The sequence below is a fragment of the Corynebacterium sp. DNF00584 genome, assembly GCF_001552965.1.
Classification (GTDB): Bacteria; Actinomycetota; Actinomycetes; order Mycobacteriales; family Mycobacteriaceae; genus Corynebacterium; species Corynebacterium phoceense.
Map to the genome: position 1 here is coordinate 208433 of NZ_KQ959732.1, position 25117 is coordinate 233549.

General features: G+C 64.5%; 24 protein-coding genes and 1 pseudogene. 10 read left to right on the plus strand and 15 right to left on the minus strand.

The annotated features are described in order from the left end of the window. Positions 1-2 precede the first annotated feature (2 nt). The 8 genes from HMPREF0307_RS03285 to hisD form a co-directional block, all read right to left on the minus strand. A complete protein-coding gene (locus HMPREF0307_RS03285) occupies positions 3-905 on the minus strand; it encodes an inositol monophosphatase family protein (protein ID WP_066487085.1) in 903 nt (300 codons plus the stop codon). A gap of 30 nt (positions 906-935) precedes the next feature. Next, positions 936-1700: a bifunctional 1-(5-phosphoribosyl)-5-((5-phosphoribosylamino)methylideneamino)imidazole-4-carboxamide isomerase/phosphoribosylanthranilate isomerase PriA gene (gene priA / locus HMPREF0307_RS03290; protein WP_066487087.1), complete on the minus strand. Its 765-nt coding sequence runs from the start codon at positions 1698-1700 to the stop codon at positions 936-938. A 93-nt stretch (positions 1701-1793) separates the two neighbouring features. Beyond that, on the minus strand, positions 1794-2432 hold the full coding sequence (gene hisH, locus HMPREF0307_RS03295; RefSeq protein ID WP_066487089.1) for an imidazole glycerol phosphate synthase subunit HisH: 639 nt from the start codon (positions 2430-2432) through the stop codon (positions 1794-1796). 3 nt (positions 2433-2435) lie between these two features. Then, a complete protein-coding gene (locus HMPREF0307_RS03300) occupies positions 2436-3644 on the minus strand; it encodes an MFS transporter (protein WP_066510249.1) in 1209 nt (402 codons plus the stop codon). Between the two features lie 318 nt (positions 3645-3962). Beyond that, positions 3963-4121 carry a hypothetical protein gene (locus HMPREF0307_RS13115; protein WP_168162236.1) on the minus strand — a complete coding sequence of 53 codons (159 nt, stop codon included), beginning with the start codon at positions 4119-4121 and terminating at the stop codon, positions 3963-3965. Between the two features lie 13 nt (positions 4122-4134). Then, complete coding sequence (gene hisB / locus HMPREF0307_RS03305) at positions 4135-4746, minus strand: imidazoleglycerol-phosphate dehydratase HisB (protein ID WP_066487250.1); 612 nt, start codon at positions 4744-4746, stop codon at positions 4135-4137. A gap of 144 nt (positions 4747-4890) precedes the next feature. After that, on the minus strand, positions 4891-6030 hold the full coding sequence (locus tag HMPREF0307_RS03310; RefSeq protein WP_066487091.1) for a histidinol-phosphate transaminase: 1140 nt from the start codon (positions 6028-6030) through the stop codon (positions 4891-4893). A gap of 105 nt (positions 6031-6135) precedes the next feature. Continuing rightward, positions 6136-7455 (minus strand): histidinol dehydrogenase, encoded by a 1320-nt coding sequence (gene hisD / locus HMPREF0307_RS03315; protein ID WP_066487093.1) that lies wholly within the window; start codon positions 7453-7455, stop codon positions 6136-6138. 249 nt (positions 7456-7704) lie between these two features. Here hisD and HMPREF0307_RS03320 point away from each other — a divergent pair, with 249 nt between their 5' ends. The 3 genes and pseudogenes from HMPREF0307_RS03320 to HMPREF0307_RS13520 form a co-directional block, all read left to right on the plus strand. Continuing rightward, positions 7705-8649, plus strand: a complete 945-nt coding sequence (locus HMPREF0307_RS03320) for a YbjN domain-containing protein (protein WP_066487102.1) — start codon at positions 7705-7707, stop codon at positions 8647-8649. 179 nt (positions 8650-8828) lie between these two features. Next, a complete protein-coding gene (locus HMPREF0307_RS03325) occupies positions 8829-10037 on the plus strand; it encodes a YbjN domain-containing protein (protein ID WP_066487104.1) in 1209 nt (402 codons plus the stop codon). A 284-nt stretch (positions 10038-10321) separates the two neighbouring features. Next, positions 10322-10495: pseudogene (locus tag HMPREF0307_RS13520) on the plus strand (winged helix-turn-helix transcriptional regulator); the annotation flags it as partial. Here HMPREF0307_RS13520 and HMPREF0307_RS03330 read toward each other — a convergent pair. Then, entirely contained in the window at positions 10419-10892 is a 474-nt protein-coding gene (locus HMPREF0307_RS03330; protein WP_068802199.1) for a hypothetical protein, read from the minus strand. The pseudogene HMPREF0307_RS13520 and the gene HMPREF0307_RS03330 sit on opposite strands and share 77 nt — an antisense overlap. 137 nt (positions 10893-11029) lie before the next feature. Next, positions 11030-11755: a hypothetical protein gene (locus tag HMPREF0307_RS03335; protein WP_066487110.1), complete on the minus strand. Its 726-nt coding sequence runs from the start codon at positions 11753-11755 to the stop codon at positions 11030-11032. A gap of 354 nt (positions 11756-12109) precedes the next feature. Between HMPREF0307_RS03335 and HMPREF0307_RS03340 the strand changes: the two genes are divergently transcribed. From HMPREF0307_RS03340 to HMPREF0307_RS03360, 5 genes are all read left to right on the plus strand, one after another. Next, a complete protein-coding gene (locus HMPREF0307_RS03340) occupies positions 12110-12691 on the plus strand; it encodes a TetR family transcriptional regulator (RefSeq protein WP_066487118.1) in 582 nt (193 codons plus the stop codon). A 19-nt stretch (positions 12692-12710) separates the two neighbouring features. Next, positions 12711-14873: a glycogen debranching protein GlgX gene (gene glgX, locus HMPREF0307_RS03345; protein WP_066487121.1), complete on the plus strand. Its 2163-nt coding sequence runs from the start codon at positions 12711-12713 to the stop codon at positions 14871-14873. Positions 14874-14894: 21 nt separating this feature from the next. Beyond that, a complete protein-coding gene (locus HMPREF0307_RS03350; RefSeq protein WP_231725016.1) occupies positions 14895-16364 on the plus strand; it encodes an exonuclease domain-containing protein in 1470 nt (489 codons plus the stop codon). 135 nt (positions 16365-16499) lie between these two features. Continuing rightward, positions 16500-17225 (plus strand): hypothetical protein, encoded by a 726-nt coding sequence (locus tag HMPREF0307_RS03355; protein ID WP_066487124.1) that lies wholly within the window; start codon positions 16500-16502, stop codon positions 17223-17225. A gap of 38 nt (positions 17226-17263) precedes the next feature. After that, positions 17264-18244: a GTP pyrophosphokinase gene (locus tag HMPREF0307_RS03360; RefSeq protein ID WP_066487126.1), complete on the plus strand. Its 981-nt coding sequence runs from the start codon at positions 17264-17266 to the stop codon at positions 18242-18244. 8 nt (positions 18245-18252) lie between these two features. Here the strand turns inward: HMPREF0307_RS03360 and HMPREF0307_RS03365 are convergent, their stop codons facing one another. From HMPREF0307_RS03365 to ilvA, 4 genes are all read right to left on the minus strand, one after another. Next, complete coding sequence (locus HMPREF0307_RS03365) at positions 18253-18636, minus strand: RNA-binding S4 domain-containing protein (protein ID WP_066487127.1); 384 nt, start codon at positions 18634-18636, stop codon at positions 18253-18255. A gap of 14 nt (positions 18637-18650) precedes the next feature. Then, positions 18651-18887 carry a hypothetical protein gene (locus HMPREF0307_RS03370; RefSeq protein WP_066487265.1) on the minus strand — a complete coding sequence of 79 codons (237 nt, stop codon included), beginning with the start codon at positions 18885-18887 and terminating at the stop codon, positions 18651-18653. Positions 18888-18948: 61 nt separating this feature from the next. Beyond that, positions 18949-19593 (minus strand): YigZ family protein, encoded by a 645-nt coding sequence (locus tag HMPREF0307_RS03375; protein ID WP_066487128.1) that lies wholly within the window; start codon positions 19591-19593, stop codon positions 18949-18951. Positions 19594-19618: 25 nt separating this feature from the next. Further along, positions 19619-20905, minus strand: coding sequence for a threonine ammonia-lyase IlvA (gene ilvA / locus HMPREF0307_RS03380; protein WP_066487129.1), 1287 nt, complete (start codon positions 20903-20905; stop codon positions 19619-19621). Between the two features lie 165 nt (positions 20906-21070). Here ilvA and HMPREF0307_RS03385 point away from each other — a divergent pair, with 165 nt between their 5' ends. Both HMPREF0307_RS03385 and HMPREF0307_RS03390 read left to right on the plus strand, forming a co-directional pair. Continuing rightward, positions 21071-22987: a choice-of-anchor I family protein gene (locus tag HMPREF0307_RS03385; RefSeq protein WP_066487135.1), complete on the plus strand. Its 1917-nt coding sequence runs from the start codon at positions 21071-21073 to the stop codon at positions 22985-22987. A 103-nt stretch (positions 22988-23090) separates the two neighbouring features. Further along, positions 23091-23744 carry a hypothetical protein gene (locus HMPREF0307_RS03390; protein WP_066487139.1) on the plus strand — a complete coding sequence of 218 codons (654 nt, stop codon included), beginning with the start codon at positions 23091-23093 and terminating at the stop codon, positions 23742-23744. Positions 23745-23801: 57 nt separating this feature from the next. Here HMPREF0307_RS03390 and HMPREF0307_RS03395 read toward each other — a convergent pair whose 3' ends face one another. Further along, on the minus strand, positions 23802-25013 hold the full coding sequence (locus HMPREF0307_RS03395) for a cobalamin-independent methionine synthase II family protein (RefSeq protein ID WP_066487142.1): 1212 nt from the start codon (positions 25011-25013) through the stop codon (positions 23802-23804). Between the last annotated feature and the right edge of the window lie 104 nt (positions 25014-25117).

The window sequence follows — 25117 nt, forward strand, 5'->3', positions numbered from 1 at the left end:
AACTAGATCCTATTCTTATCGATTGCGTCCATGAGGGTGGCGTGAACCTGCGGGGTACCCACCACGAGGCCACGCGAGAGCGCCGTCCATTCGTTGCCCTCGGGGTCCGTGGCGATGCCGCCAGCGGCCTTGACGAGCAAGGCGCCCGCCGCGTTGTCCCACGGATGGATGGAGAAGTTAAGCGCGCCGTCAAAGACGCCCTGGGCCACGAAGGCGGTGTCGAGGCCCACCGAGCCGGTCATGCGCGGGCGCAGCCCGGTATGGCGCAGATGCCGGTAAATGCCGGTGCTCAGGTGCGAGGAGCAGCCAATATGGCCACGGGAGTCCTCAAAGCCGAGGGCATCCGGTCCCCCACCAAAGCCACCACGCGGGCCACCCACAGAACGCAACGGCGCGCCTTCCGCAGCCGCGACGCGGCGTCCCAGCAGCGGGAAGTCAGCGACGGCGGCGACGGGCTTGCCTTCCATGAGCAGCGCGACGAGCACACCACACAGCGGGTTGCCCGCCGCGTAATTCGCCGTTCCGTCGATGGGGTCAACAACCCAGACGGGGCCGGAGGTGAGCGCCTTAATTCGCGCCGCGTCCGCGCCTTCCTGTTGCTCCAGGAAGTGCGGGGAGCGCGCTGCGCTTTCCGATGCCGCCGCGTACTCCGCCGCGCCCCGGTCATAGGTCGCCCCTGGTGCCGCGGCACCAGTTTCCTCGCCAAAGACGGGAATGCCGGTGAGCTGCGTGAGCGACTGGCGTAGATCCGATTCGATGGCAAGGTCCACCTCGGTCGCGAAGTCGCCTTCGCCCTTGAAGCGAGCCGGGCGCGCGCCCAAGCCGTCGATGAAGGCGGGGCTCACGGAATCAACCGTCGCCTCCGCAATGGCCAACATGTCTACCGGTGACAGCGCGTTATCCATCGATGGATCCTTCCCAGCCGTAAGTGCGGCTTAGATTCCCGCTTCTTCGGGGTACGGCTTGACCTCGGCCACGGCGGCGAGCGCCTCGGTGAGCGTGAACTTCTTTTCGTAGAGCGCCTTGCCGATGATCGCCGAGTCGATTCCCTCATTCTCGTACAGGGCCAGCTCGCGCAGGTCGTCGAGGCTCGAGATGCCTCCCGATGCCGTCACCTTGGCGTCCGTTGCCGCCGCGACCTCGCGCAGCAACTCAACGTTGGGTCCGGTGAGCGTGCCGTCCTTGGTCACGTCCGTGACGACGAAGCGCTGGCAGCCTGCGGCGTCGAGGCGCTCGAGGACCTCCCACAGATCGCCGCCGTCGGAGACCCAGCCATTACCGCGCGTGCGCCACTCGCCATCAATCTCGCGCACGGCGAGGTCCACTGCGATCTGGTCGCCGTGGCTGGCGAGCACCTGAGCAATCCACTCCGGGTTCTCGAGCGCGGCCGTACCGATATTGACGCGGCGCGCGCCCGTGGCGAGCGCGCGCTCAAGCGAGGCGTCGTCACGGATGCCACCGGTGAGCTCGACCTCGATGTCGAGCTTCGCCGTAATCTCCGCCATGAGCTCGTGGTTCGAGCCGCGGTTGAACGCGGCGTCGAGGTCCACGAAGTGCAGCCACTGGGCACCCTGCGCCTGCCACTCAAGGGCCGCCTCGAGCGGCGCACCGTAGGACTTCTCGGTACCGGCCTCGCCCTGGTCGAGACGAACAGCCTGGCCATCGACAACGTCGACCGCGGGCAACAACGTAAAGCTCATGGGTGATTTTTCCTTCTAGGACGATACGAAAGTGGCAATGACTTTGGATTTTACAACGCGTCCGACTGGCGCACGGCGGAAAGCGACGCAGCGCTAAAGCGTCTCGAGCCAGTTCTTCAGCAGCTGGCTTCCGGCGTCCCCGGACTTCTCCGGGTGGAACTGGGTGGCCCACAGCGCGCCGTTTTCGACGGCAGCGACGAAGCGGTCTCCGCCGTACTCAGACCACGCCACCTTGGGCGGTTCCGTAATTTCGGTCTCGAGCGTCCATTCGCACACGCCGTAGGAGTGCACGAAGTAGAAACGCTCGTCCGCGTCAAGCTCCGCAAACATCTGGGAGCCCTGCGGAACCTCGACGGTATTCCAGCCCATGTGTGGCAGCACATCCGCATGAAGACGCTCCACGAGCCCCGGCCACTCCCCGCAGCCTTCCGCATGGATGCCATGCTCATTGCCGGCGTCGAAGAGAATCTGCATGCCAACACAGATGCCCATGACGGGGCGTCCGCCGGCCAGACGCTGTCCAATAACACGAGGGCCCTGGACGGCGCGCAGTCCGTCCATGCATGCCGCAAACGCACCCACGCCGGGCACGAGCAGGCCGTCGGCTTCGACCGCAATCTTGGGGTCTGCCGTGACGGTTACATCGGCTCCCACGCGTTCGAGGGCGCGCTGTGCCGAGCGCAGATTACCCGCGCCGTAGTCGAGAAGGACTACCTTCTTGGTTCCAGTCATGGATTACACCTTACGCAGTCGCTTAAGTCGTGTCTTGATGTTGCCGTACTCGGTCACGCGGTGCGCACCGAGGTAGAGGTCGAGACCCGTGATGGCCACGCCGCCGATGATGATGAACGCGCCCGCACCGTAAGCACCGGCGTAGCCCCACAGTGGAACGAGCGCAGCAAGAACCACGGAGCCCAGCCCGGTGCCCGAATCATAGAAGATATTCCACACCGCGGAGGCCTCCGAGACGTTCTCACGCGGCAGGCGGTTGAACATAGACAGCAGCGCCTCGTTTTGGATGACGCCAAACGCACCACCAAAAGCGACGGCGGCGAGGACGAGCCACCACACCGACCAGCCGAAGGCGACGGTCGCGGCCATGAGCCCCATGCCCGCGAAGCCGAGGATCTGCGCCGGGATGGTGAGCACGCCTGGGCGTCCCGTCCGGTCCGCGAACTCACCCGCCGCATAGCGGAAGACCATGGCGGCGCCACCCACGAGGGAAAGCATGATGCCGCCGAGCACCGCGCCCGTGACGGGATCGATCTCGCGCACGGAGGCTGGCAGGAAAGACGAGACGAGGCCGTAGCTCATAGACAACGTGGTCACGGAGAGCGCCGGCACAAGCACGAGCTTCCACATCGCCACGCGCGGCGGGCCATCGGTGTGCTCGCGCGCCGCGGCACGGTCCGCCTTGGATTCCGGTCGCACGCGTGGCAAGCGGATGCACATGATGGCGGCGAAAAGTCCCATTGCGGCCGCCAGGATGTAGGCGGTCGAGAATCCCCATGCTGACTCGATGGCAAGGCCCGCAGGCAGGAATAACATCTGGGACAGGCCGATGAAGACGCCCATCATGCCGGTCGCCTTGCCCAAGTAGCGCAGCGGAACGAGTTCCGCGATGAGCGCTGACTCGGCCACGGTGAGCGCACCGAAGCCCACGCCGCGCAGTGCGCAGAAGAGGAGCACGAGCCAGGGCTCCATGCCGAGAAGATGCCCCAAGGCCGGGACGCCGAGCATAAACGCGGCGCCCGCCATGACGGGACGGTAGCCGAAGGAACGCAGCAGCCGCGGGGTGACGATCTGGGTGAGCACGGTCGCCGCCATGAAGATACCCGTAGTCGCGCCGGCCAACCCGGCCGAGCCACCGTTGTCGAGCACCGCAAGCGGTAGCAGCGGCAACAGCAGTGACCACGCGCCGAAGGCCGCCGCGATGGCCGCCATCGTTTCCAGATAGCCAGGAACCCGCCACAAGCTAAAAGCCGTGCCCGTAGCGCCCCCCTGTTGTTCGACCTGCGGCGTCTCCTGCGACACCACCTCACCCGCCTTTCTCCGTCTGTCTGTTGTGGCAGCTGCACGCACGCATGCCGCGCCGCGCCCAGCGCAAGCGTCTCAGGCGGAAGTTTTCTCCCGCTGCGGCATGAACAGATACGTGCCGGAGCCTTAATCTGTAGGAACCTTTAGGTATAGACGTTCACTAGCGTAGACGGCAAATGCAGGCCGGGCTACCGAGCCGGCCGCTGAACTTACCGTGCAGTGAAACTATCCGTGCATCTGTGGGATCATCCACGCCACTGACGCGGCAAAGGCGATCGCCGCGAGGAAGCCTGCGATGATGGTCCAGAATTTCGAGTCATTTTGATACGCTGCCCACGCACCGCCGGCGAGCAAGCCAGCGATGAGGAACAGGATCCACACCATAAAGAACACGAGTCTAGAGTGCACCCTTTGTCGAAGGAATGCCACTCACGCGCGGATCCGGCTCGACGGCCTGGCGCAATGCACGGGCTACTGCCTTGTACTCAGCCTCCGTAATGTGGTGCGGGTCGCGGCCGTAGCGGACGTTGACGTGAAGCGTCACATCAGAATGCATGGCGAAGGTCTCGAAGAAGTGGCGGTTGATGACGGTGGCGTAGTGACCACCGATGATCTGCCATTCCATGTTCTCTGGCTCGCCATTCATCACGAAGTAGGGGCGGCCCGAAATATCGACCACGCCCTCGACGAGGGTCTCATCCATGGGCAGCAGCTGGGAGCCGAAGCGACGAATGCCCTTCTTATCCCCCAGTGCCTCGAGGAACGCGCGCCCCAGAACAATGGCGGTGTCTTCGACCGTATGATGCGCGTCGACGTCGAGGTCGCCCTGCGCGTGGACCTTGAGGTCGAAGGAGCCGTGCGTCGCGAATGCGGTGAGCATGTGCGCAAAGAACGGCAGGCCGCAGTCAATATCGGACTTGCCGGTGCCGTCGAGGTTGATCTCCACGGTGATCTGCGACTCAGAAGTGATGCGCTGGGCGGTACCAATGCGCTGCGGACGCGCCTCCATGGTGCCACCGTGGGCGGCGACGCCAGGAGCCTTCTCAATCCGGGAGTCCGTCACGGTGTCTTCCGCGCACTGCGGTTCGAGGGTGTTGTCGTTCATGGTTGCAAGGATAGCTTTCGTCGAAGTGGAGTGGAGCCGAACAGCGGGCTAGCTGCGCGGCGCGATGTAGCCGGTGAGCTGCTGCGCGGCGGAGAGAAACGCGTCGTTTTCTTCCGGGAGGCCGATGGTTGTGCGCAGGAAGCCGTCCACCCCCACGTCGCGGATGAGCACGTCGCGATTCAAGAACTCCTCCCACACCTCGTGCTGGTCCGCGAAGCGACCGAAGAAGACGAAATTAGACTCGCTGGGCACGACCTCATAGCCGAGCTCCTCAAGACGGGAAACAACGCGGTCACGCTGCACGGCAAGCTTGGCCACCGTGCCCAGCGTGTCCTTGCTGTGGCGCAGCGCCACGCGCGCGGCCGCCTGGGACAGGACGGAGAGGTGGTACGGCAGACGCACCAACATGACGGCCTCGACGAACGCAGGATGCGCAACGAAATAGCCCAGGCGTCCGCCAGCGAAGTCGAAAGCCTTCGACATCGTGCGGGAAACCACGAGCTTCGTCGGGTACTTCGCCAGCAGCGTCGTGGACGACGGCGAGTCCGAGAATTCCATGTAGGCCTCGTCGACGATGACGATGCCCGGCGCAGCATCAATGAGCTTCTCGATGTCCTCGAGCGGAGTGACGTCACCCGTCGGGTTATTCGGCGTCGTAATGAAGACGATATTAGGCTGCTGCTTCGCGATGGCGGCGAGTGCCGCATCCAGATCAATTCGGAAGTTCTCGTCACGCGGGCAGTTGAGGAACTGCGTCTGCGTGCCCGCCGCGAGGATGGGATGCATGGAGTAAGACGGCTGGAAGCCGAGCACCGTGCGGCCCGGGCCACCGAAAGCCTGGAGGAGCTGCTGGAGCACCTCGTTAGAACCGTTAGCGGCCCACACCTGCTCGTAGCTCACCTCGACACCGGTCTGCTCGGAGACGTACGCAGCCAAGTCACGACGCAGCTCGACGGCGTCGCGCTCCGGGTAGCGGTTGAGCGTCGTGGCCAAGCGAGCAACCTCGGCGACGAGATCGTCGACGAGTGCCTGGGACGGCGGGTAGGGGTTCTCGTTCGTGTTGAGCTGGTTGGCGACGGTAAGCTGCGGGGCGCCGTAGGCGAACTTGCCGCGCAGCTCCTCGCGCAGGGGCAGGTCCTCGAGCGTGATACCCGAAGCGGAGGTTTCGTTCGTTGCGTTCGCGGTCATGGTGATGGGGTCCTTCTCTGGGAGTCGGGGTGTGCGACTAAGACGTAACGCGGGGTGCTCGTTGCCGAGTACCCCGCGTCGGTAGATGGTGCGATGCGGGGCGGGTTAATGCGCGAAGCGGGCGCGGATGGCCTCGCCGTGGGCCGGCAGGGCCTCGGCGTTGGCGAAGTGGACGATCTTGTCTGCGATCTCGCCCAGCGCATCCTTGTCGTATTCGATGAGGTTGACCGGGCGCAGGAAAGTGTGCGTGGACAGGCCTGCGCTAAAGCGTGCGGAACCAGAGGTGGGCAGCACGTGGTTAGAGCCTGCCATGTAGTCGCCCAGCGGCACCGGCGAGTAGGAACCCACGAAGATGGCGCCTGCGTGCTTGATGCGCTCGGCGACCGCACGCGAGTCGGCAGTGTGGATTTCAAGGTGCTCCGCGGCATACGCGTCAGCGACCTTGATGCCGGCCTCGAGGTCGTCGACGAGGACGATGCCGGACTGCTGGCCGCGCAGGGCTTCTGCGGCGCGCTCGGAGTTCGCGGTGACCTGATAGCGGGAAGACACCTCGGCCTCGACGGCATCGGCAAGCTCCTGCGAGTCCGTGATGAGGACGCTCGCCGCCATGGGATCATGCTCGGCCTGCGAGATGAGGTCGTAGGCCACGAAGACCGGGTCAGCCGTCTTATCGGCAAGGATAGCGATCTCGGTCGGGCCAGCTTCCGCGTCGGTGCCGACGACGCCGCGCACGAGACGCTTGGCAGCAGTGACAAAGATATTGCCGGGACCCGTAATAATGTCGACGGGCTCAAGGGGTTCCTCCTCCGCCGGGTTATCGTCGCCGTAGGCAAGAAGGGCGACGGCCTGGCCGCCACCGACGGCCCAGACCTCATCGACGCCGAGGATGTAGCAGGTGGCCAGCACCGTGGGGTGCGGCAGACCACCAAAGTCCTTCTGCGGCGGGGAGGCCACGACGAGCGTCGAGGCGCCAGCTTCCTGGGCCGGAACCGTATTCATGATGACGGAAGACGGGTAGACCGCCTTGCCGCCCGGGACATAGAGACCCACGCGCTCGATGGGCGCGAAGACCTCCGTGACGGTGGCGCCCGGCGCGAGCTCCGTGGTGTGGTTTTCCGGCTTCTGCTCCGCGTGGACCTTGCGCACGCGGGCAATGGATTCCTCAATGGCGGCGCGGACCTCAGGATCCAGCTCTGTGGCAGCCTTGGCGAGTTCTTCCGCGGGCACGCGCACCGTAGCGGGGCGTACGCCGTCGAATTTCTCGCCAAAGTCGAGCGCCGCGGCAGCGCCGCCGTCGCGCACTGCGTCGACCAAAGGCTGGACCTTGTCGAGGACGGCGGCAACATCCGTGCCGCCGCGGGGCAGGGCGCGGCGCACAGCCGCTGTGGTCATGGTGGTTCCGCGCATGTCGGTGACCTGAAGCACGAGACGTCCTCTCATATCCTTCGGCCGCGGGAAGCTCCCGCGACCAGCGAATGTGAATTTATGTAATGTACCTATTTTTATACCCCTACAGATAATCGTCCATTCCACCGGGTAGCCCCATATCGAATGACCGAAACTGCGGACAGCACCCTAGCCTACGGGTTAGACTCGTGGGCAGCTGGGGATTTGCCCGATTTCTCCTTTCGGCTCCCCTGATTTTGAGCCCCATCACCTCGGGAGGTGACCGCAGTGAATAACTCGAAGGCCGCACGCCCTGTGACCCTCGCACGACTTGCTCGCGCGGCACGGCTCGCCGGACATAGCGCCATTACCCAGAAGCCCACGCTCCTTGTCTTCGACCATGGCTCGATTGCAACCACCACCATTGAGCCGGATGAGGGCGATCCGGAATCCCCGGAATACATCGTGACGACCACGCACCACACTCCGCTGAGCTTCGACGCGTTGCGCGACGCCGCGGAGCTCGTCAACGACTGGAACCACGACTGTCTCACGCCCACGCTCGTGCTCAACTTCGACAGCACGGACGAGGTCGGAATAACGGGAACCACGGTCATCGATGGGCGCCAGGGCATGACGGACGAACAGCTCGTCGCCGCCGCGGATCAGGCCATCGATAACGCCTCGGCCTTTGTGCACAAGCTCGTGGAGCGCTTCCCTACCGTCACGCTCACCCCGCCGGTAACGCTGCGCGATGAGGGACTCGCGTCTGAACCGGACGATGCCTTCGATAACCAGGCCTACGCCGTGGACACTGACCGTATCGCCGCGTCGCTCGCGTCCATCGGCATTGACAAACTCCAACGAACCGACGCTACCGAAGGCAAGGCCATTTACGCCTGGATTAACGAGGTCCTCTTCGCCTTCGTCCTCGACAATGGTCCGTCCCTCGTGGTTAAGGGGCACTGGGACCCGGATCTCCCCGGCTCGGAGTTCCTCCGCGCCTTCCTCGTGTGCAATGACTTCAACCGCATGTCTGACTCACCAGTGGCCTATTGCCACAGCAACGTGGACGGCCTGCAGATTCGTCTCGACCTCGCCGTGACCGTCGCCGCCGGCATGACAGACCGCCAGCTGCGTTCCACGCTGGGCACCGCGCTCAAGACCATGCTCCACGGCGTAGACCACATCTCCAAAGAAGTCTCCGGGCAATCGCCCGTCTCCTGGCCCTAACGCGCATTAGCCCGGCCTGTGCGAGAGTGTTCGACGGTGTTCGAGAACGTTCGACAGTGTTCGAATACTTTCGATATAACCGGGGCTCGTGTCGAGGGGGTCGCTTAGTGTAGCTGCCGTGGGAGAAACCCCTAATTCTCCCCTCCACTACCCCTACGACATTCAAGGAGGCGGTCTCAATGACCCCCGATTCTTCTTCAGTAGCTTTCCCCGCGACCACGGATACGGCTCGCCCGTTAACCTTCGACCGCGTCGTCGACGTCGTCGACGAGCTCATTGACCATTTCAAGAGCGACGCGGACAAGGCGGAGATTACCTTCCGCCTGTCTAAGTTCAACGTCCTCATCGCCCTGGCCGGAAAGTGGGGCGAGGTACTCCTCGTCAAAGGCACCCTCGACGCGAGCGTTGATCCGCGTCTGGCTGGATACTTGGCACAAACCATCAACGACATGAACACGCGCCGCATGGTGCCCGTGGCCTACACATCCGTCACGGAGCGCGGCTATCTCCTGACCCATCTGCGCGCGTCGCTCGACGCGGAAGCGTGGGTCACGGACGCGCAGCTGCGCGACTTCCTCGACACCGCCATCAGCACGATGGTGGATGCGGTGCGCGAACTGAGCGAAGCCGTCCCCGAGGTCGTCGGTCCGCCTGACGGCTACGCGGAGGCCATGGGCGAGGCCCCCACCACAACTCCCCTACCCGTCACGGCGGACCGCATTCGCGCGGCGCTCAGCGCGGAAGGCATCGTGCACACGCAGGTCTCCGAGGACGAGATGACCGTACGCTGCCGGATCGAAGGTAGGTGGACCTTCTTCCGCATCATCAACGATGGACGCTGGCTCACCATCCGCACGTTCGCCCAGGACACAGGCGAGCTCTCCCAGCTCTTCGCCATCTCGGCGGTGCTCGATGACTATAACGCGGGTGATGCCTCGCTGCTTGCCAGCGCCACCGTCCAAGAGGACGAGGTGCAGGTCTCGCTCGCCCGCAACTGGCTCATTGGCAACGGCATGACTGCAGCCCAGCTGCGCTATGCCGTGCACGCCGCAGTCCACGGCGCCTACATGTCCTTCGAACACTTGGAGCCGCAGCTCACCCCGCTACTCGCGCCGCAGCTGCCGGAAATCACCCGCACGGAGGAGGCGGAAGACTCCATCCAGCTCTTCGCTGCGGATTCGGACACTGCAGACGACCCCGCCGAGGATGAGGACTGGGTCGACGAGGACTGGGAGGAGTGGGAAGACGAGGACTACGTCGAGCGCCCCGTCGATCCCAATCAGATGGGTCTCGACTTGGGTCTCACGGATGATGAAGCGGAAAAGGCCGAAGACGCGGCAGAGGAAGATGAACGCGGCGAGGACGGCACAACCCCGCAGGCCGAATAAGCCTCGCAGAGTGGCCTCACTGGGAGCGCGTGCTGTGTAGCGTAAGTCACATGCGAAGCCTCACAGTGCGCGCGATGGAAGGCTGCCCGTTCAAAACGGCGATGATGCTCATCTGCGGCTGTTGGAAGGTCACGCTCATTCAGGCTCTGCTCGACGCGAACAGGCCACTGCGCTACAGCGAGCTGCGGGACGCCGCGGGGGCGAGGTCTCGGACCGTACACACACCCGGCAGCTGCGCGAGCTCACGGACGATGGGCTCGTGATCTGCGAGGTCTACCCCGAGTTCCCCGCCGCGCGTGGAGTACGCGCTTACGCCCACCGCGCGGCGGCTCGAGCCGATTATCGCCGAGCATCAGGCCTGGGGCGGCTTCGGCTCTGAGTTCAGGGCTCGGACGGCTCGGCGCTCACTTCCCCTGGGGTGTCTGGGGCGTCGTCTTCCCAGTCGACGTCCGCGCTGATAAACGCCGCAGACCAGTAGGCAAACATCGCCATAAACGGCGCCGCGGCCCACCCGATGTCGGGCTGCATGGGCGGGGTCCACTGGACCGTCTCCCCGGGCTCGGAGGGCAGGTGCGTTGCTGTGAGGGAGCCAGCGTAATAGAACGCCACCGCGCTCGCGAGGGCAGCGACGCCGACCCACAGCAACATGCCTAACCCGCGCTGGCGTGCGCCGCGCAGATAGGCCCCGAGGGCAAGGAGCACTCCCCCAAGTCCAGTGAGGAGAACGAACCAGACGAAGGAACCGAACTCGATATCGGCGAGGGTCTCGACCGCGTAGCCGCCACCATCCACCTCATGTCCGGTGAGCACCGGCCGGAAGTGCCCCCACACGGCGCCAGCAGCCGAGAATGCCACGAGTGCACATGCAAGCAACCCCGCACCGAAACCGACGGTGCGGGGTATGGACGGGCGTCGAACCCGAGTACCGCGAGTAATCATAGGCCTTGTAGCCTACTCTGCCCGCGCGAAGATAGCGTAAGCCACGTGTGCGATTAGGACGCCGGGTTGCAGAATTTCCAGGCGCCGCCCTCGTTTTCAAAGATCATGGTGTTGGTCTCGGAACCCGCCGGGCTGTTGACGGTCACGTTGGCCGAGGCCGTGTTGCCGTTGACGCGCACGTCCTGGATGTCCGTGGTCGTCTTGGAGAAGTTGTCGCGAATCTGCTGGTTGTACGGCTCCAGGATGGCCTTCTGGTCTGCCGGCAGGTTATCAAACTGAGACAGGTCCAGGTTGGCGAGCGAAAGCTGCTCGCCGTTGGGGCCCACCTGCTGATTCTCGTTGATCACGCGGGCACATGTGTTATCGCGGGTGTACTGCGCCAGCGAGCGCACATCCTGCTGCTTGTAGGTGCCGTTGATGAGGTTGGTGATGGTTTCCTTCGTCGCGTCATCACCAGCATCGCCTTCGACCGGAGCGAAGGTGGTGGCCTCAGCGGCGGCACCGCCCTCGAACGGGTTGACCAGGGTGGACGGTGCAGCCTCAGCGTTATCTCCCTCCGCCGGCTTGTTGTCCCCCTCCGGCGCAGCGGACTCTTCCTTCGGCTTCTCCGCGGAGGGAGCCTCAGACGACGGGGCGGCGCTCTCAGACGGAGCGTCCTTCGAAGTCGCGGTCGTCTTAGCCGTCGTCGAGCCGGTAGCGGCGTTGTCCGCCTCCTCGTCGTTACCGCACGCTGCCAATGTCAGGGGCAGAACAAGGGCGAGGGCAGCAATGGACTTCATGGCGGGGGTTCGAAGGGACAAAATGACTCCAGACGTGTAAAAGAATTGTATTCACTCACAGCGCACTGACACGGGCGCAGGGCCGTAGGGTATCAGTTTCCCTTCCCTAGCTGGGAAGGAGAAACCTGGCTCCACACGCTCGTGAGGGTGACAGTGTTACTGCATGAGAGCGCGCCGCACTCGCGGCGTGACGTGAGTAGTCTATCAATCGGTTCATTGGTTAATAGTGGAGACAACCTCAAAGTTCCCTGTGAAACCTGAGGGAAGAGCTTATGGATCGCTGGCTCACCGCACGCACCTGTCCACACTCGGGTTCTCCCCTCGCCGTCGAGCTGCTGTCTAGAATGGGCAAGCGTGCACTTAAACCGCGAAACGATCATCGACACCGCTCTCCAGCTTTTGGATGATTATGGTCTGGCCGACATGACCATGCGCCGTGTCGCCACGACACTTGGCGTCGCCCCCGGCGCGTTGTATTGGCACATCGCGAACAAGCAGGCGCTCATCGCCGCCATCGCCGAGGCCATCGTCGCACCGATCGACGGAGAGACCCCCACGGCCCTCGCGCTCGACCTACGCCGGTGTCTGCTTGCCCACCGCGATGGCGCCGAGGTCACCTCCGCCGGCTTGTCCCAGCCTGGCAATGCCACGTGGGAACGGCTCGTAGACCGGTTCGTCGCCGCGGTCCGCGCGACGTCGTCCGCACCGGAGGAAGAGTTGCTTACTGGCGCCCACGCCATTATTTACCTGGTGCTCGGCTCAGCCACCATGGAACAGGCACGCACGCAGCTCGCGGAAGCCACGGGGGCATCGGAAGCCGCAGACACTGAGCCCGCGGATGGTATGACTGAGTCGCAGGACGCACGCGTTCCTGAAGGTGCAAACGATCTCTTGCGGGGCGTGGGAATCGTTATCAGTGGGCTAGGCGCGCGCTAGTCCATTATTCTGGTGCATTATGACTGAGACTTTTACTGTGAGACCGGGCCAGCCCTATCCGCTGGGCTCCACGTTTGATGGCACGGGCACCAACTTCGCAATCTTCTCCGAAGCCGCAACGAAAGTCGAGTTATGCCTCATTGATCCACGCGGCAAAGAAACCCGCGTCGAGCTCAAGGAAGTCCACGCCCACGTGTGGCACGCCTACCTCCCCGAGGTTGGCCCCGGCCAGGCTTATGGTTACCGCGTCCATGGAGAATACGCACCGGAACGCGGCCTGCGCTGCGATCCCTCCAAGCTCCTCGTCGACCCCTACGCCCGCGCGTTCCAGGGCGAGTTCGACGGCGACGCCTCGCTGTATTCTTACGACATCCACGCCGAGCCTGCCGGGACCGGGCGCAATGAGGATGACTCGCTCGGCCACACCATGCTCTCCGTTGTCATCAACCCCTTCTTCGACTGGCAGGGCGACCACCGCCCCAATGTTCCGGATGAGGAAGCGGTCATTTATGAAACGCACATCAAGGGCATGACTATGACTCATCCGGACATCCCGGAGGCCATGCGCGGCACCTACGCGGGTATGGGCCACCCCGCGATGATCGACTACCTCAAGGACCTAGGCATCACCACGGTCGAGCTCATGCCGGTCCACCAGTTCCTCCAAGATGATCGTCTGCGCGCTATCGGCCTGCGTAACTACTGGGGCTACAACACCTTTGGCTTCTTCGCCCCCCAGGCGGACTACGCCATGGCGAATAAGCCGGGCGAAATCGTCGCCGAGTTTAAGTCCATGGTGCGCAGCCTTCACGCCGCGGGCCTCGAGGTCATCCTCGATGTGGTCTACAACCACACAGCCGAGGGCAACCACCTGGGCCCCACCATCGCTTTCCGCGGTATCGACAACAAGGCGTATTACCGCGTCGTCGAGGGCGACGAGGCGCACTACATGGACTACACCGGCACCGGTAACTCCCTCAACGTCCGTCACCCGCACTCGCTGCAGCTCATCATGGATTCGCTGCGCTATTGGGTCACGGAGATGCACGTCGACGGCTTCCGCTTCGACCTCGCCTCCACGCTCGCGCGCGAATTGGATGACGTTTCCAAGCTCGCGACCTTCTTCGACTTGGTCCAGCAGGACCCGGTGGTCAGCCAGGTCAAGCTCATCGCCGAGCCCTGGGATATCGGCCACAACGGCTACCAGGTGGGCAACTTCCCGCCCATCTGGTGTGAGTGGAACGGCAAGTACCGCGACACGGTCCGCGACTTCTGGCGCGGCGAGCCCGCCACCCTGGGCGAATTCGCCTCGCGTCTTACCGGTTCGTCCGATCTCTACGCCAACAACGGCCGCCGCCCCACGGCGTCCATCAACTTCATCACGGCGCATGACGGCTTCACGCTCAAGGATTTAGTGAGCTACAACGAGAAGCACAACATGGCCAACGGCGAGGACAACCGTGACGGCGAGTCCCATAACCGTTCTTGGAATTGCGGCGTGGAAGGCCCCACGGAGGACCACGATATTCGCAAGCTGCGCCGCCGCCAGCAGCGTAACTTCATTACGACGCTGCTGCTTAGCCAGGGCACGCCGATGATCTGCCATGGCGACGAGTTCGGCCGCACCCAAAACGGCAATAACAACGCGTACTGCCAGGACAATGAGCTCGCATGGATGGACTGGTCCATGCTCAATCTGGATAAGAACTCAGAGTTCTTCGGCTTCGTCAAGCGCGTGCTGGGGATCCGCAGCAAGCACCCAGTCTTCCGCCGCCAGCGCTTCCTCACCGGCGGCCCGCTGGGCTCCGACGTCCGCGACCGCGATATCGCGTGGATGGTGCCGTCCGGCAAGCTCATGACGCAGGACGACTGGGACCATGACTTCGGCCGCGCCATCATGGTCTACTTCAATGGCTCCGCCATTTCGGAGACGGATGAGTTCGGCCAGCCCATCAAGGATGATTCTTTCATTCTCATCTTCAACGCGCACGACGGCGACATCGAGTTCACCCTGCCGGGCCGCGAGTTGGGCGGCAAGTGGAAGCTCATGGTCGATACGGCCGATTCTGGTGGCTACCCCGCTGAGGACACCTTCATTGAGGCGGGCGGTACGCTGACGTGTCAGGACCGCACCACGATGGTGCTCAAACAGGTCGAGCCCCCGCAGTTCGACGAGGATTAGAAAGGCCAAGACCGAAGTTCCGTGACGTCGCCTAGCACTCCCACCATTTATGCCCACGGCGCAACCGTAGAGCTCACGCCCACCTCCGCGGTCATCCTGCGCTCCCAGCTGGCCGCCTCCCTTGGTGCGCCCGCGCGCGAGGTTGTCGCCTTCGAGGACCTCCAGTCCGTGGAGTCCACCGAGCCTGGCCCCGCCGCCTTCGGCGCCCTGCGCCTTGTCACCCCGCAGGAAACCTTCACCGTGCGCTTTGCCCCGCGCACCGGCACCACGACCCCGGCTGCCGATGCCGCCTCGCTCATCGATGCAGTCCGCCACGGCGAGGTGCCTACCGCCGGCGTCGCCGTCGAGGGCCTGGACTTCACCGTCATCGACGTGGAAACCGCCAACGACAACTGGGGTTCCGTGTGCGCCATCGGTGCTGTCCGCTTCCGCGATGGCCTCGAGGTCGAATCCCGCTCGTGGCTGTGCACGCCCCCGCCCGGCATGGAGGACTTTTCCGAGTTCAACATTGGCATCCACGGCATCACGCCGGAGGATGTCAAGGACGCCCCGTCCTTCGCCACGGCGCTGGGTGAGATGCTCGAGTTCCTCGGCGACGACGTCTTCGTGGCGCACAACGTGCAATTCGACTCGACTGCACTGCGCGTCGGCGCGGCCGCTGCGGGCGTAGAGCTGCCCGCCATCACGCTTGCCTGCTCGCTGGCGCTCTCGCGCGACGCTTCGAAGGCGGGTCGCATCGACGTGCCCAACCACAAGCTCCCCACCATGGCCGCCGCCGTGGGCGCACCGCGCTTTCGCCACCACGCCGCGACCGAGGACGCCCGCGCCGCTGGCCTCATCATCACCGGTCTGGCCCAAGCCTTCGGCTACGCTGGCGATATCCAGGGCCTCTTCCGCACACGCGAATTCGCCCTGGGCACGCTCACCAACGACGCCGTCATGCCGGTGCTGCGTGCCCGCACCGCGCCCACCTCCCCGGCCGATCTCGGCGCCGGTACCGACTTCCGTGACCAGACGCGCCACCGTGGCGCAACCACGCCCTCCGCTGCCAACGAGGCTGCGCTCTTCGATCTCGATGGCGCGCTCTCCTCTGCTGCTTCCGCTGACTCCCACGCCGCGCGTGAGAAGGCGGAGAAGCGCTCCCGCAACCGCCCGGCTCCGTGGGATGCCGTCGCGACGCCGAATACCGTGCCCGAGCCCAACGAGGACGCGGACCCGAACGGTCCGCTCTTTGGCCAGCATGTCACGCTCACCGGCGACTTTGATCCCTTCGACAAGGGAACACTATGGAATGGCATCGCCGAGCGCGGCGGCCAGGCTGCAAAGTCCGTGACGAAGAAGACGACCATCCTCGTTCTCGGCACGTGGGCCACGAAGACCTCCAAGGAGAAGAAGGCTGAGGAGCTCATCGCCAAGGGCCAGGACATCCAGCTCTGGCCTAAGGACAAGCTGCTCGCCGAGTTGGGGCTCGACGAAGAGCCGCCCTTCTAAGCCGAGGCAGGAGCCTCCGGTAGGCGCAGGATATTTACTGGACTCAGGGAACCTTTCTGGGATGCGGACAGTCCAATATGAGTGACTCTCGTATCTCTCGCAGTCTCTTTCGGCTGCGCACTGAAAGGCTCTCTCATGTCCGTCTCTTTGCTCGAAAGGCACACCTCCGCCCCGCTCCTCGCTCCGGAACTCCTCTTTCCTGCGCTGCGCCCGCACAACGTCTCGACGCGGCCGCGGCTGAGCGAAGACGGTTTCTTCGATTCCGTTGCCACCGTCGGCCTCTGCGCTGGCCATGACATGCAGCTGCGCTGCGGCACGGGGCTCACCGAACTCGGCGAATCCCCCTCCGTGGGAGTGAGCCTGCGCGCCCTCTCCGAATGGGACATGACGGTCAACCACGCCTGGACAACCGCGGCGCACAACGTGCTGCGCGCGGCGCACACCTCGCGAGGCTACCGCTTCCAATCCCGCCCGGCGCGCGACGTCCTCGATACCCGGGCGCACGGAGTCCAAGTACGTTCGCCGGGCGTGCCCATCACGGCGTGGCTCACGCATCCACTCACCTTCAATATCCTGCACGAGCACTTCGCTGCGGAATTGGGTGTCGCTCCCTCTGCCCGGCGCGCCCAGCCGAAACTGGGCTCGGGCTACGCCGGCCGCCACATCCACGGCGGACTGGTCTATCTCGCGCCGGCACCCGACGTACTCTTTATCTTCCGCGGGCTCGCCGCCCACCACGCGGACGGTCTCCATGGTCGCGCCACGGCATTCGCTGGACTCCGGTTGCCGTCCACGGCGCTGGCCCCACTACTATGGTGTCACGGATTCCCTCGCGTGCTTCCCGGCACCTCGCTGGGGTAAAACGGCACGCCAACCAGACCCCGAGAAAGGACAGTACTGTGCCTGAGCATGCTATCTCCCAACTCGGAAACCGCTATCACGAGTGGGTGCGCACCCACCCGAATGCTGCGACGGAATTTTCCGAAGCCATCGAGGACGTCCTCGATGACGCCGGCGTGGTCTACGACCGCGTCGCCACGCGTGTCAAGGGCTGGCCGTCGCTGAAGAAGAAGGCAAAGAAGCGCGACGCGGACGGCGCCCTGGCTTATCCCGATCCGTGGAATGACATTCATGACCTCGTCGGTGCGCGCGTCACCGTGTTCAACTCCACCGTTATCCCGCAAGCCATCGACATCCTGGGGCGTTCTTTCACGGTGCTGCGCAGTGTGGACAAGGCAGCAGAAACCCGCATTTCCGGCGGCTTCGGCTACGGCTCGCACCACCTCGTCCTGCAGGTCAACGACTCCCTGGAAGAGCTCGCCGAGTACGAAGGCTTTACCTTCGAGGTGCAAATCCGCACCGTCCTGCAGCACGCCTGGGCCGAGTTCGAGCATGATATCCGCTACAAGCAGGGCCCCAAGCCGCCCACGGCCCAAGTCGACCGTCTCTTCACACTTGCTGCGGGCCTGATCGAGCTCGCGGATCAACAGTTCGATGACATCGCGGCACTCATGGAGGTCGGCCCCGCCCCGCAAGATTCCGTGGAGATCAACGCCGAAACGCTTCCTGGCGTGCTCGCTGTCCTCCTCGGCGACGCGTTCCCCCGCCCGCGTTCTGAGCACATCCGGTTCCTCGCCGAGCTGCTCGAGGCCAACAATATCGACACCCTCGCTAAGCTCGAGGCCCTCCTTAATGAGCGCGACATCATCCGCGTACGCGAGGCCATGCGCTACCGCTACAAGCCGGGACAGGTCCGCCTCATCGACGACCTGCTGCTTCTGCACTTTGGCAAGGAGCACATCGAGGCCACCGCGGAGCTCGGCGACCGTGGCGACCGCCGCAAGCGCCTCCACCGGCGCCTCAAGCAGCTGCGCGCTTAGCCGTCACGCTAGCGGAACCCGCCGCGGAACTTCTCCATCTGGCGCCGCTCGCGCTTGGTAGGGCGTCCGGCGCCGCGATCGCGTACGGGCAGCGCCGGCATGAACTCCTTGGGCGGGGGCGGCGGTGCATGGTCGATGTAACACGTGCGCGCCACCGGCGCACCCACGCGCTTGCGTACCGTCGCGAGGACTTCCAAGTCGTGTTCGTGGTGGTTGCGCCACACGCGCACGCGGTCGCCTGGCACGACGTGCTGCGCAGGCTTCGTCGCGTTGCCGTTGAGCTTGACGTGTCCCGCCTTCACCGCATTCGCGGCCTCCGAGCGCGTCTTAAACATGCGCACGGCCCATACCCACGCGTCGATGCGGACGGGCTTTCCATCGGGTTGAGTCATAGAGACACCCCGGCTTAGTACTGGTCCTTGTGGTTGACGATCGAGCGCACCTTGGACCAGTTGTACACGCCGCCCACAACGGCGACGATGAGGCCAATCATGAAGAAGAACGTGCCATGTGTAAAGACCCACGCCGCAAGGACGCCGCCGCCCAGGCCCGCCGCGACGGAAATCACGGCGTTGCGGGAGTATTTGCGCACGTCTTGCTTGCGCTTCTCAATCGGATTGTTGGGGCGTCGCTGCATAGTCATGCCGGTCATTCTACCTTCGATAAGCGGCTGCGCCGGGTAGTTCCAGCCATGCCGTGAGCGATCAAGCTCGGTCCAGCTCGACCCAGCGCTCCCCTGCTGCTTTCGATGCCACCGCGCCCTGCGTAAGCGCCGCAAGCTCGGCGTCGAGTGTCTCCTGGCCGCCAGGCTCCAGCGCCAGAGTGAACGTCACTTGCGCGCCATAGGAGGTGTCCACCACCGCATAGCCACGCCCGCGTAGCTCGGCCTCAAGTCGCCCGGCCACACCATGATCAGCGTCGACGGAATAGAGCTCACGCAGCGCCCTAGTCACACGCGGGACCTTCTCGAGCGTCTCACTCACCGCGCCGCCGTAAGCGTGGACGAGCCCGCCCGCGCCAAGTTTCACCCCACCGAAGTAGCGCACGACGACGGCCACAATGTCGAGCATGCCCGAGCCGCGCAGCACGTCGAGCATGGGACGGCCCGCCGTGCCCGAGGGCTCCCCGTCGTCGGAGGAACGCTCCACCGGGTTGGCTGCGTCGACGTGGTAAATGTACGCCGAGCAATGGTGGCGGGCATCAGGAAAGCGCGCGCGGGCGGCATCGATAAACTCGCGCGCCTCCGCCTCGTCCCGAGCGCGGCCAATCAACGTGATGAACCGCGAACGCTTGATCTCAATCTCGTGCTCGACGGGCGCGCCTTCGACCGGGCGCTCATAAGAATCCATAAGCCCCTACCCTAGCGGGCGCAACTTAGTGCGACGCCACCAAGTAGTCGTACTCCGAGGTGCCCGGCTTCAGGTGCTGGCACGAAATCTTGGAATTCGACATGCGCTCAAGCAAGCCATCCAAGTCAGCCGCGCGGCCCAGCTCCACGCCGACGAGCGCTGCGCCCGTCTCGCGGTTATTGCGCTTCAAGTACTCAAAGAGCGTGATGTCATCGTCCGGGCCCAGGATTTCCGTAAGGAAGTGGCGCAGCTGCCCCGGCTCTTGCGGGAAGTTCACCAGGAAGTAGTGCTTGAGCCCGCGGTGCACGAGCGAGCGTTCCATGACCTCGTTGTAGCGCAGCACGTCATTGTTGCCGCCCGAGATGACGCACACGACCACGGAATCCGGCGTGAGCTTGAGGTCGCGCAGGCCCGTGACGGACAGGGCGCCAGCGGGCTCGGCGATGATGCCCTCGTTCTGGTACAGGCCAAGCATCTCCGTACACACGGCCCCCTCGGAGACGGTGGACCAGTGCAGGCGCCCTTGGTTGGCCTCGAGGACCTGGAAGGGCAGGTCGCCAATGCGCTTGACGGCCGCGCCATCCACGAAGGGATCGACGGACTCCAAGGTCACCGGCTCGTTCGCCGCGAACGCTGCGGTGAGCGAGGCAGCGCCGGCCGGCTCGATGCCGATAATCGCCGTGCGCGGCGCCATGTCCGCAAGGTACGACGTGATGCCGGAGAGCAGCCCGCCGCCACCCACGGGGACGACGATGGCGTCGAGCGACTTGCCCAAGGAGGCCAGCTGGCTCACGACCTCCGCGGCGATGGTGCCCTGGCCGGTGATCGTGTCGCGCGCGTCGAAGGGTTCGATGAAGATGGAGCCGCGCTCGGCGGCATCGGCATGCGCGGCCGCCGCGGCCTCGTCAAAGTTCGCGCCGGTGACGACGAGCTCGACCATGTCGCCGCCGTGGACCACGATGCGGTCGCGCTTCTGCTTGGGCGTCGGCTCCGGCACGTAGATCTTGCCTTGGATGCCCATGGTCCGGCAGGCATACGCCACGCCCTGCGCGTGGTTGCCGGCCGAGGCCGTCACGATACCGTGCGCGCGCTGTTCCGGCGTGAGATTCGTGATGGAAAACAGAGCGCCGCGGATCTTATAGGAACGCACGTCCTGGAGATCCTCGCGCTTCAGGTAAACCTCGCAGCCCGTTTCCTGGGACAGTCGCGGGCAGTACTGCAACGGCGTCGGCGCAATCTCCGAGGAAATTCGTGCCTGGGCCTGGCTGATATCGGAGGCGTGAATGGGCTCGAATACTGCGGAGTTAGTCATGCTGAGTCATTTTAGACCCCATGGTCGCCGCCCGCGCGATTACCTAGCGATCGACCGATTAGTCCGGCATTTCATCTCACTTTTACCTCTGTGTTAACCCTGTGTTACCTGCATGCACTTGGATGTTGCCTCGTCATATTTCTCGTACTCTCAAGGAGCTCATGTATGGCCATCCGCCGCACTCTCGCCCTGTGCACGCTCGCCGCGACCACGCTCACCGTCCCCGCCATTCCGGCCCAAGCCACCATCGTCGCCTCTCCCATCGTCGATTCCGTTGCCGACGCCTCGCTCAAGGTCGAGCCGCTCGGCGCCTACGACTCTGGCGTGCTTGGCGAGTCCGCCGCGGAGATCGTCGCTTTCCACGCCGCGTCGAAGCGCATCCTCGCCGTCAACGCGCACTCCGGCGAAATCGACATCCTCGACGCCTCGGATCCGGCCGCGCCGCACAAGGTCGGCGTCGTCTCCGCCGGCGGCGACCAGGAGATCAACTCCGTCGCCGTGCGCCCCGACGGCCTGGCTGTCGCCGCAGTCCAGCAGGCCGATAAGACGCAGGACGGCGAGGCCCTCTTCTTCAACGCTGCCACCGGCAAGGAGCTCGGCCGCGTCACCATCGGTGCCTTGCCCGATAACGTCCACCTCACCGCGGATGGGAAGTTCGCCCTGCTCGCCAACGAGGGCGAGCCGTCCAACGAGCTCACCGCCGAGGGCACGGACTACGTCGCAGACCCCACCGGCTCCGTGTCCGTCATCGCCTTGCCTTCCGATGCCGCCGCCCCCACCCAGGCAGACGTCCGCACCGCTGGCTTCGAGGCGTACGACGCGAAGTACGCTGCCGGCGAGCTCGACCCCGCCATCCGCGTCTTCGGTCCTTCCGACGCCGACTCGAAGCCGTCGACCGACTTCGAGCCGGAGTACATCTCCTCTGTTGGCGATACCGCCTACGCGTCGCTGCAAGAGGCGGGCGCCATCGCCATCATCGACATCCCGTCGGCGACCGTCACCGACGTCGTCCCGGCTTTTATCGCGGACCACTCAAAGACCCCGATCGACCCGTCCAACAAGGATGACAAGATCGAGCTGCGCACCCTACCGGTCAAGGGTCTGTCCATGCCGGACTCCATCGGCGCGTTTACTGCCGGCGACGAGACCTACTTCGCGACGGCCAACGAGGGCGACGCCCGCGAATGGGGCGACGAGGACGGTTCCGGCGTGTACACCGACGAGGCCGAGATCAAGGACCTCATCGAGGTTGGCAAGGTCTGCGAGGGCGTCGAACTTCCCGAGGGCTTCGACGACACGTCCTTCGCCGGCAATCTCAAGGTCTCCACCGCGTCCGGCTGGAACGAGGAGAAGAGCTGCTTCGACGAGTTCTACGCCTACGGCTCCCGCTCCTTCTCCATCTACGACGCCGCCGGCAACGTCGTCTTCGACTCCGGCTCCGACTTCGAGGAGATCACCGCCCGCCTCCACGAGCAGGGCGTCCTCAACTTCAACGCGGATAACGAGGATCCGGAGGCCGACGACCGCTCCGATAACAAGGGGCCCGAGCCCGAGGCTCTCACCATCGGCAAGGTCGGCGAGCGCACCTACGCCTTCATCGGTGCTGAGCGCGTGGGCGGCATCTTCGTCTACGACGTCACCGACCCGCGCAACGCCCAGTACGTCACCTACGTCAACAACCGCGACTTCTCCGTGGGCTACGACGACAAGAACTACGAGGCCACGAAGGCCGCCGGCGACCTCGGGCCCGAGGGACTTACCTTCGTTGACAAGAAGGACTCCCCCAACGGCGAGTACCTTCTCATCTCCGGCAACGAGGTCTCCGGCACTACGACCGTCTTTAAGGTCACCGACCTCGTGCCCGCCGACGCCGATAACGATGACGACGACCAGGGCGATTCCGGCAGCTCCGCCGCCTCGTCCGACGCCGGTTCCTCGGTCGGCACCGCGTTCGGCGTCGTTGCCGCGGCTCTGGCCGCCGTCCTGGGCACAGTGAGCATAGTTCCGGGCGCACCAGCCACGCTGCTGCGTCTCCTGCCAGCACCGCTGCGCCACGCCCTGAACTCCGCCCTGGGCCACTAAGCCCCTTGGCGGGGGCATTCCCTCCCGCCAGGCACCCCAACCTGCTAGATTCAGGTGCGTTCCATTTCCGTTCGCACTGTCGTCACCCCAAGGAATAATTCTTATGCGCGCACGTCGTCTCTCAGTCGCGCTGGTCGCCGCAACCAGCACCGCCCTCGCCCTCGTCACGCCGGTCGCTGGCGCCGAAAGCTCCGAGTCTCAGGGCGCCTCCAGCGCTCAGTCCCAGGACTCCGGTTCCTCTGAGGACACAGCAAGTGACGGAGTGAAGCCCGGCGGCGAGGGCAAGGAGGGCATCACCGACGGCGAGAAGACCGACGGCACGGAGACCACGAAGACCGCACTGTCCAAGGAGTGCCAGGCCGAGGTCGACGCCGCCAAGGAAGCCCACAAGAAGGCCGTCAAGGATGGCACCGCAGGTTCTTCGTTCATGGGTCCGCAGGAACTCGCTCTGGGCATCGTCAACGGCTACGGTTCCTCCGGCATGCCCGACAAGCCGGACTGCGTCGAGAAAGAAAAGGATGACAAGCCCGTCGAGCTGCCGGACTGGCTCAAGTGGGCTGAGCTCTCCCCCGAAGGCAAGGAAGCCTTCGCCTGGATCAACCTGATCCTGTCCGTCATCGGTGGCCTCATCGGCCTCGCAAGCACCCTCGTCAAGGTCAATCCGGAGTTCGGCAAGGACATCAACGGCGCGCTCACTGGCATGCTCAAGCAGGTCAACGGCGCGATGAGCAACGCCCAGAAGCAGTTCCGCCTCTAGGGCTACGCAATAAAAAAGGGCGGGTGCGCACATGCGCACCCGCCCTTTCATTCGTGTTTAGCCGAAGATCTCCTGCGAGGCGATCTCCGCACCCTTCACCAGGGACTCGAGCTTCGCCCAGGCGATCTGCTCATGAATGCGTCCGCCCAGGCCACAGTCCGTCGAAGCGATGACATTCTCTGGGCCGACGAGCTCCGCGAACGTGTGGATGCGGTCGGCCACCAGACGCGGGTCCTCGATGAGGTTCGTCGAGTGCGAGACGACGCCCGGGATAATGACGGTGCCTTCCGGCAGCTCGCGCTTCTGCCACACGCGCCACTCCGCGCCGTGGCGGACGTTCGCCGCCTCGAAGGTGAGGCCGCCGACCTCGGCGCGCAAGATTTCGTCGACGATCTCCTCGAACGGGATGTCCGTGGAGTGCGGGCCGTGCCAGGAACCCCAGCAGATATGCAGGCGCACCTTCGACTTGTCGATGCCCTTAATCGCCGCGTTGATGGCGTCAATATTCTTCCGCACGTAGCCACGGAAGTCCTCGTAGGACGGCTCCGGGTTGACCTGGTCGAAGGCCTCCGCGAGGTCCGGGGCATCGATCTGGACCGTGTAGCCGGCGTCCGCGATGGCGCGGTATTCGTGCGCCATGACCTCCGCCGTCGCCGCGAGCAACTCGTCGTAGGACGGGTAGTACAGGTTGCGAATGCGCGCCGCCGAGCCCGGCGAGACCGCCGCGATGAATCCCTCAACGTCCTTTCCCGTCGACGCAATGGCCGCGCCCAGGTGCTTAACGTCCGCAGCGAGCGCCTCCTGCCCCACGTAGCTCAGCGGCCCGTCAATCGTGGGCAGCAGGAACTTCTTGCCGCCTCCCTCGATGCCCGACTTCGGGTCCTCGTACGCTTCCGCGAACACCGCGCGGTCGCGACGGTCCGGGAACGTCGTGAGCTCGATACTGCCCGGCTCGTGGCGCACGATCTTGCCGAACGCATCCGGCTCCTCCTCGCGCGTCGGCCGCAAACCGCCCAAGCGGCTGAAGGAGTAGGTCCACCATGCACCGTAATCGATGGTGTCGTGCGCGAGGTGGCCATACTCGCCCTCGTTGACGATGTCGATGCCCAGATCAACCTGGCGCTGCACGACCTCGTTGTCGGCCTGTTGCAGAATCTGGTCGAACTCCTCGTTGGAGATATCGCCGGCGAGACGGCGCTGGTTCGCCCCGTGGAGTGCTGCAGTGCGCGGCAGCGAGCCAACGTGCGTGGTACGGATCTTCTGGGTCATAAGCAATTCCTTTCTAGACTGTGCTGTCTATAGTAAACAGAACAAGCGTCCTTGTCGCGCATTCTGTTTACTTTTATTCACGATGGCGTTTCCCCAGTTCAACG

What these genes read in the sequence shown, in the direction of transcription:
- HMPREF0307_RS03325 (WP_066487104.1), top strand. Translation starts at nt 8,829, where the DNA reads ATGACCCCCGATTCTTCTTCAGTAGCTTTCCCCGCGACCACGGATACG.
- hisH (WP_066487089.1), bottom strand. Translation starts at nt 2,432, where the DNA reads ATGACTGGAACCAAGAAGGTAGTCCTTCTCGACTACGGCGCGGGTAAT.
- HMPREF0307_RS03390 (WP_066487139.1), top strand. Translation starts at nt 23,091, where the DNA reads ATGCGCGCACGTCGTCTCTCAGTCGCGCTGGTCGCCGCAACCAGCACC.
- HMPREF0307_RS03335 (WP_066487110.1), bottom strand. Translation starts at nt 11,755, where the DNA reads ATGAAGTCCATTGCTGCCCTCGCCCTTGTTCTGCCCCTGACATTGGCA.
- HMPREF0307_RS03385 (WP_066487135.1), top strand. Translation starts at nt 21,071, where the DNA reads ATGGCCATCCGCCGCACTCTCGCCCTGTGCACGCTCGCCGCGACCACG.
- HMPREF0307_RS13115 (WP_168162236.1), bottom strand. Translation starts at nt 4,121, where the DNA reads ATGGTGTGGATCCTGTTCCTCATCGCTGGCTTGCTCGCCGGCGGTGCG.
- HMPREF0307_RS03355 (WP_066487124.1), top strand. Translation starts at nt 16,500, where the DNA reads ATGTCCGTCTCTTTGCTCGAAAGGCACACCTCCGCCCCGCTCCTCGCT.
- ilvA (WP_066487129.1), bottom strand. Translation starts at nt 20,905, where the DNA reads ATGACTAACTCCGCAGTATTCGAGCCCATTCACGCCTCCGATATCAGC.
- HMPREF0307_RS03365 (WP_066487127.1), bottom strand. Translation starts at nt 18,636, where the DNA reads ATGACTCAACCCGATGGAAAGCCCGTCCGCATCGACGCGTGGGTATGG.
- HMPREF0307_RS03300 (WP_066510249.1), bottom strand. Translation starts at nt 3,644, where the DNA reads ATGGCGGCCATCGCGGCGGCCTTCGGCGCGTGGTCACTGCTGTTGCCG.
- HMPREF0307_RS03370 (WP_066487265.1), bottom strand. Translation starts at nt 18,887, where the DNA reads ATGACTATGCAGCGACGCCCCAACAATCCGATTGAGAAGCGCAAGCAA.
- glgX (WP_066487121.1), top strand. Translation starts at nt 12,711, where the DNA reads ATGACTGAGACTTTTACTGTGAGACCGGGCCAGCCCTATCCGCTGGGC.
- HMPREF0307_RS03375 (WP_066487128.1), bottom strand. Translation starts at nt 19,593, where the DNA reads ATGGATTCTTATGAGCGCCCGGTCGAAGGCGCGCCCGTCGAGCACGAG.
- HMPREF0307_RS03285 (WP_066487085.1), bottom strand. Translation starts at nt 905, where the DNA reads ATGGATAACGCGCTGTCACCGGTAGACATGTTGGCCATTGCGGAGGCG.
- HMPREF0307_RS03395 (WP_066487142.1), bottom strand. Translation starts at nt 25,013, where the DNA reads ATGACCCAGAAGATCCGTACCACGCACGTTGGCTCGCTGCCGCGCACT.
- hisB (WP_066487250.1), bottom strand. Translation starts at nt 4,746, where the DNA reads ATGGAGGCGCGTCCGCAGCGCATTGGTACCGCCCAGCGCATCACTTCT.
- priA (WP_066487087.1), bottom strand. Translation starts at nt 1,700, where the DNA reads ATGAGCTTTACGTTGTTGCCCGCGGTCGACGTTGTCGATGGCCAGGCT.
- HMPREF0307_RS03310 (WP_066487091.1), bottom strand. Translation starts at nt 6,030, where the DNA reads ATGACCGCGAACGCAACGAACGAAACCTCCGCTTCGGGTATCACGCTC.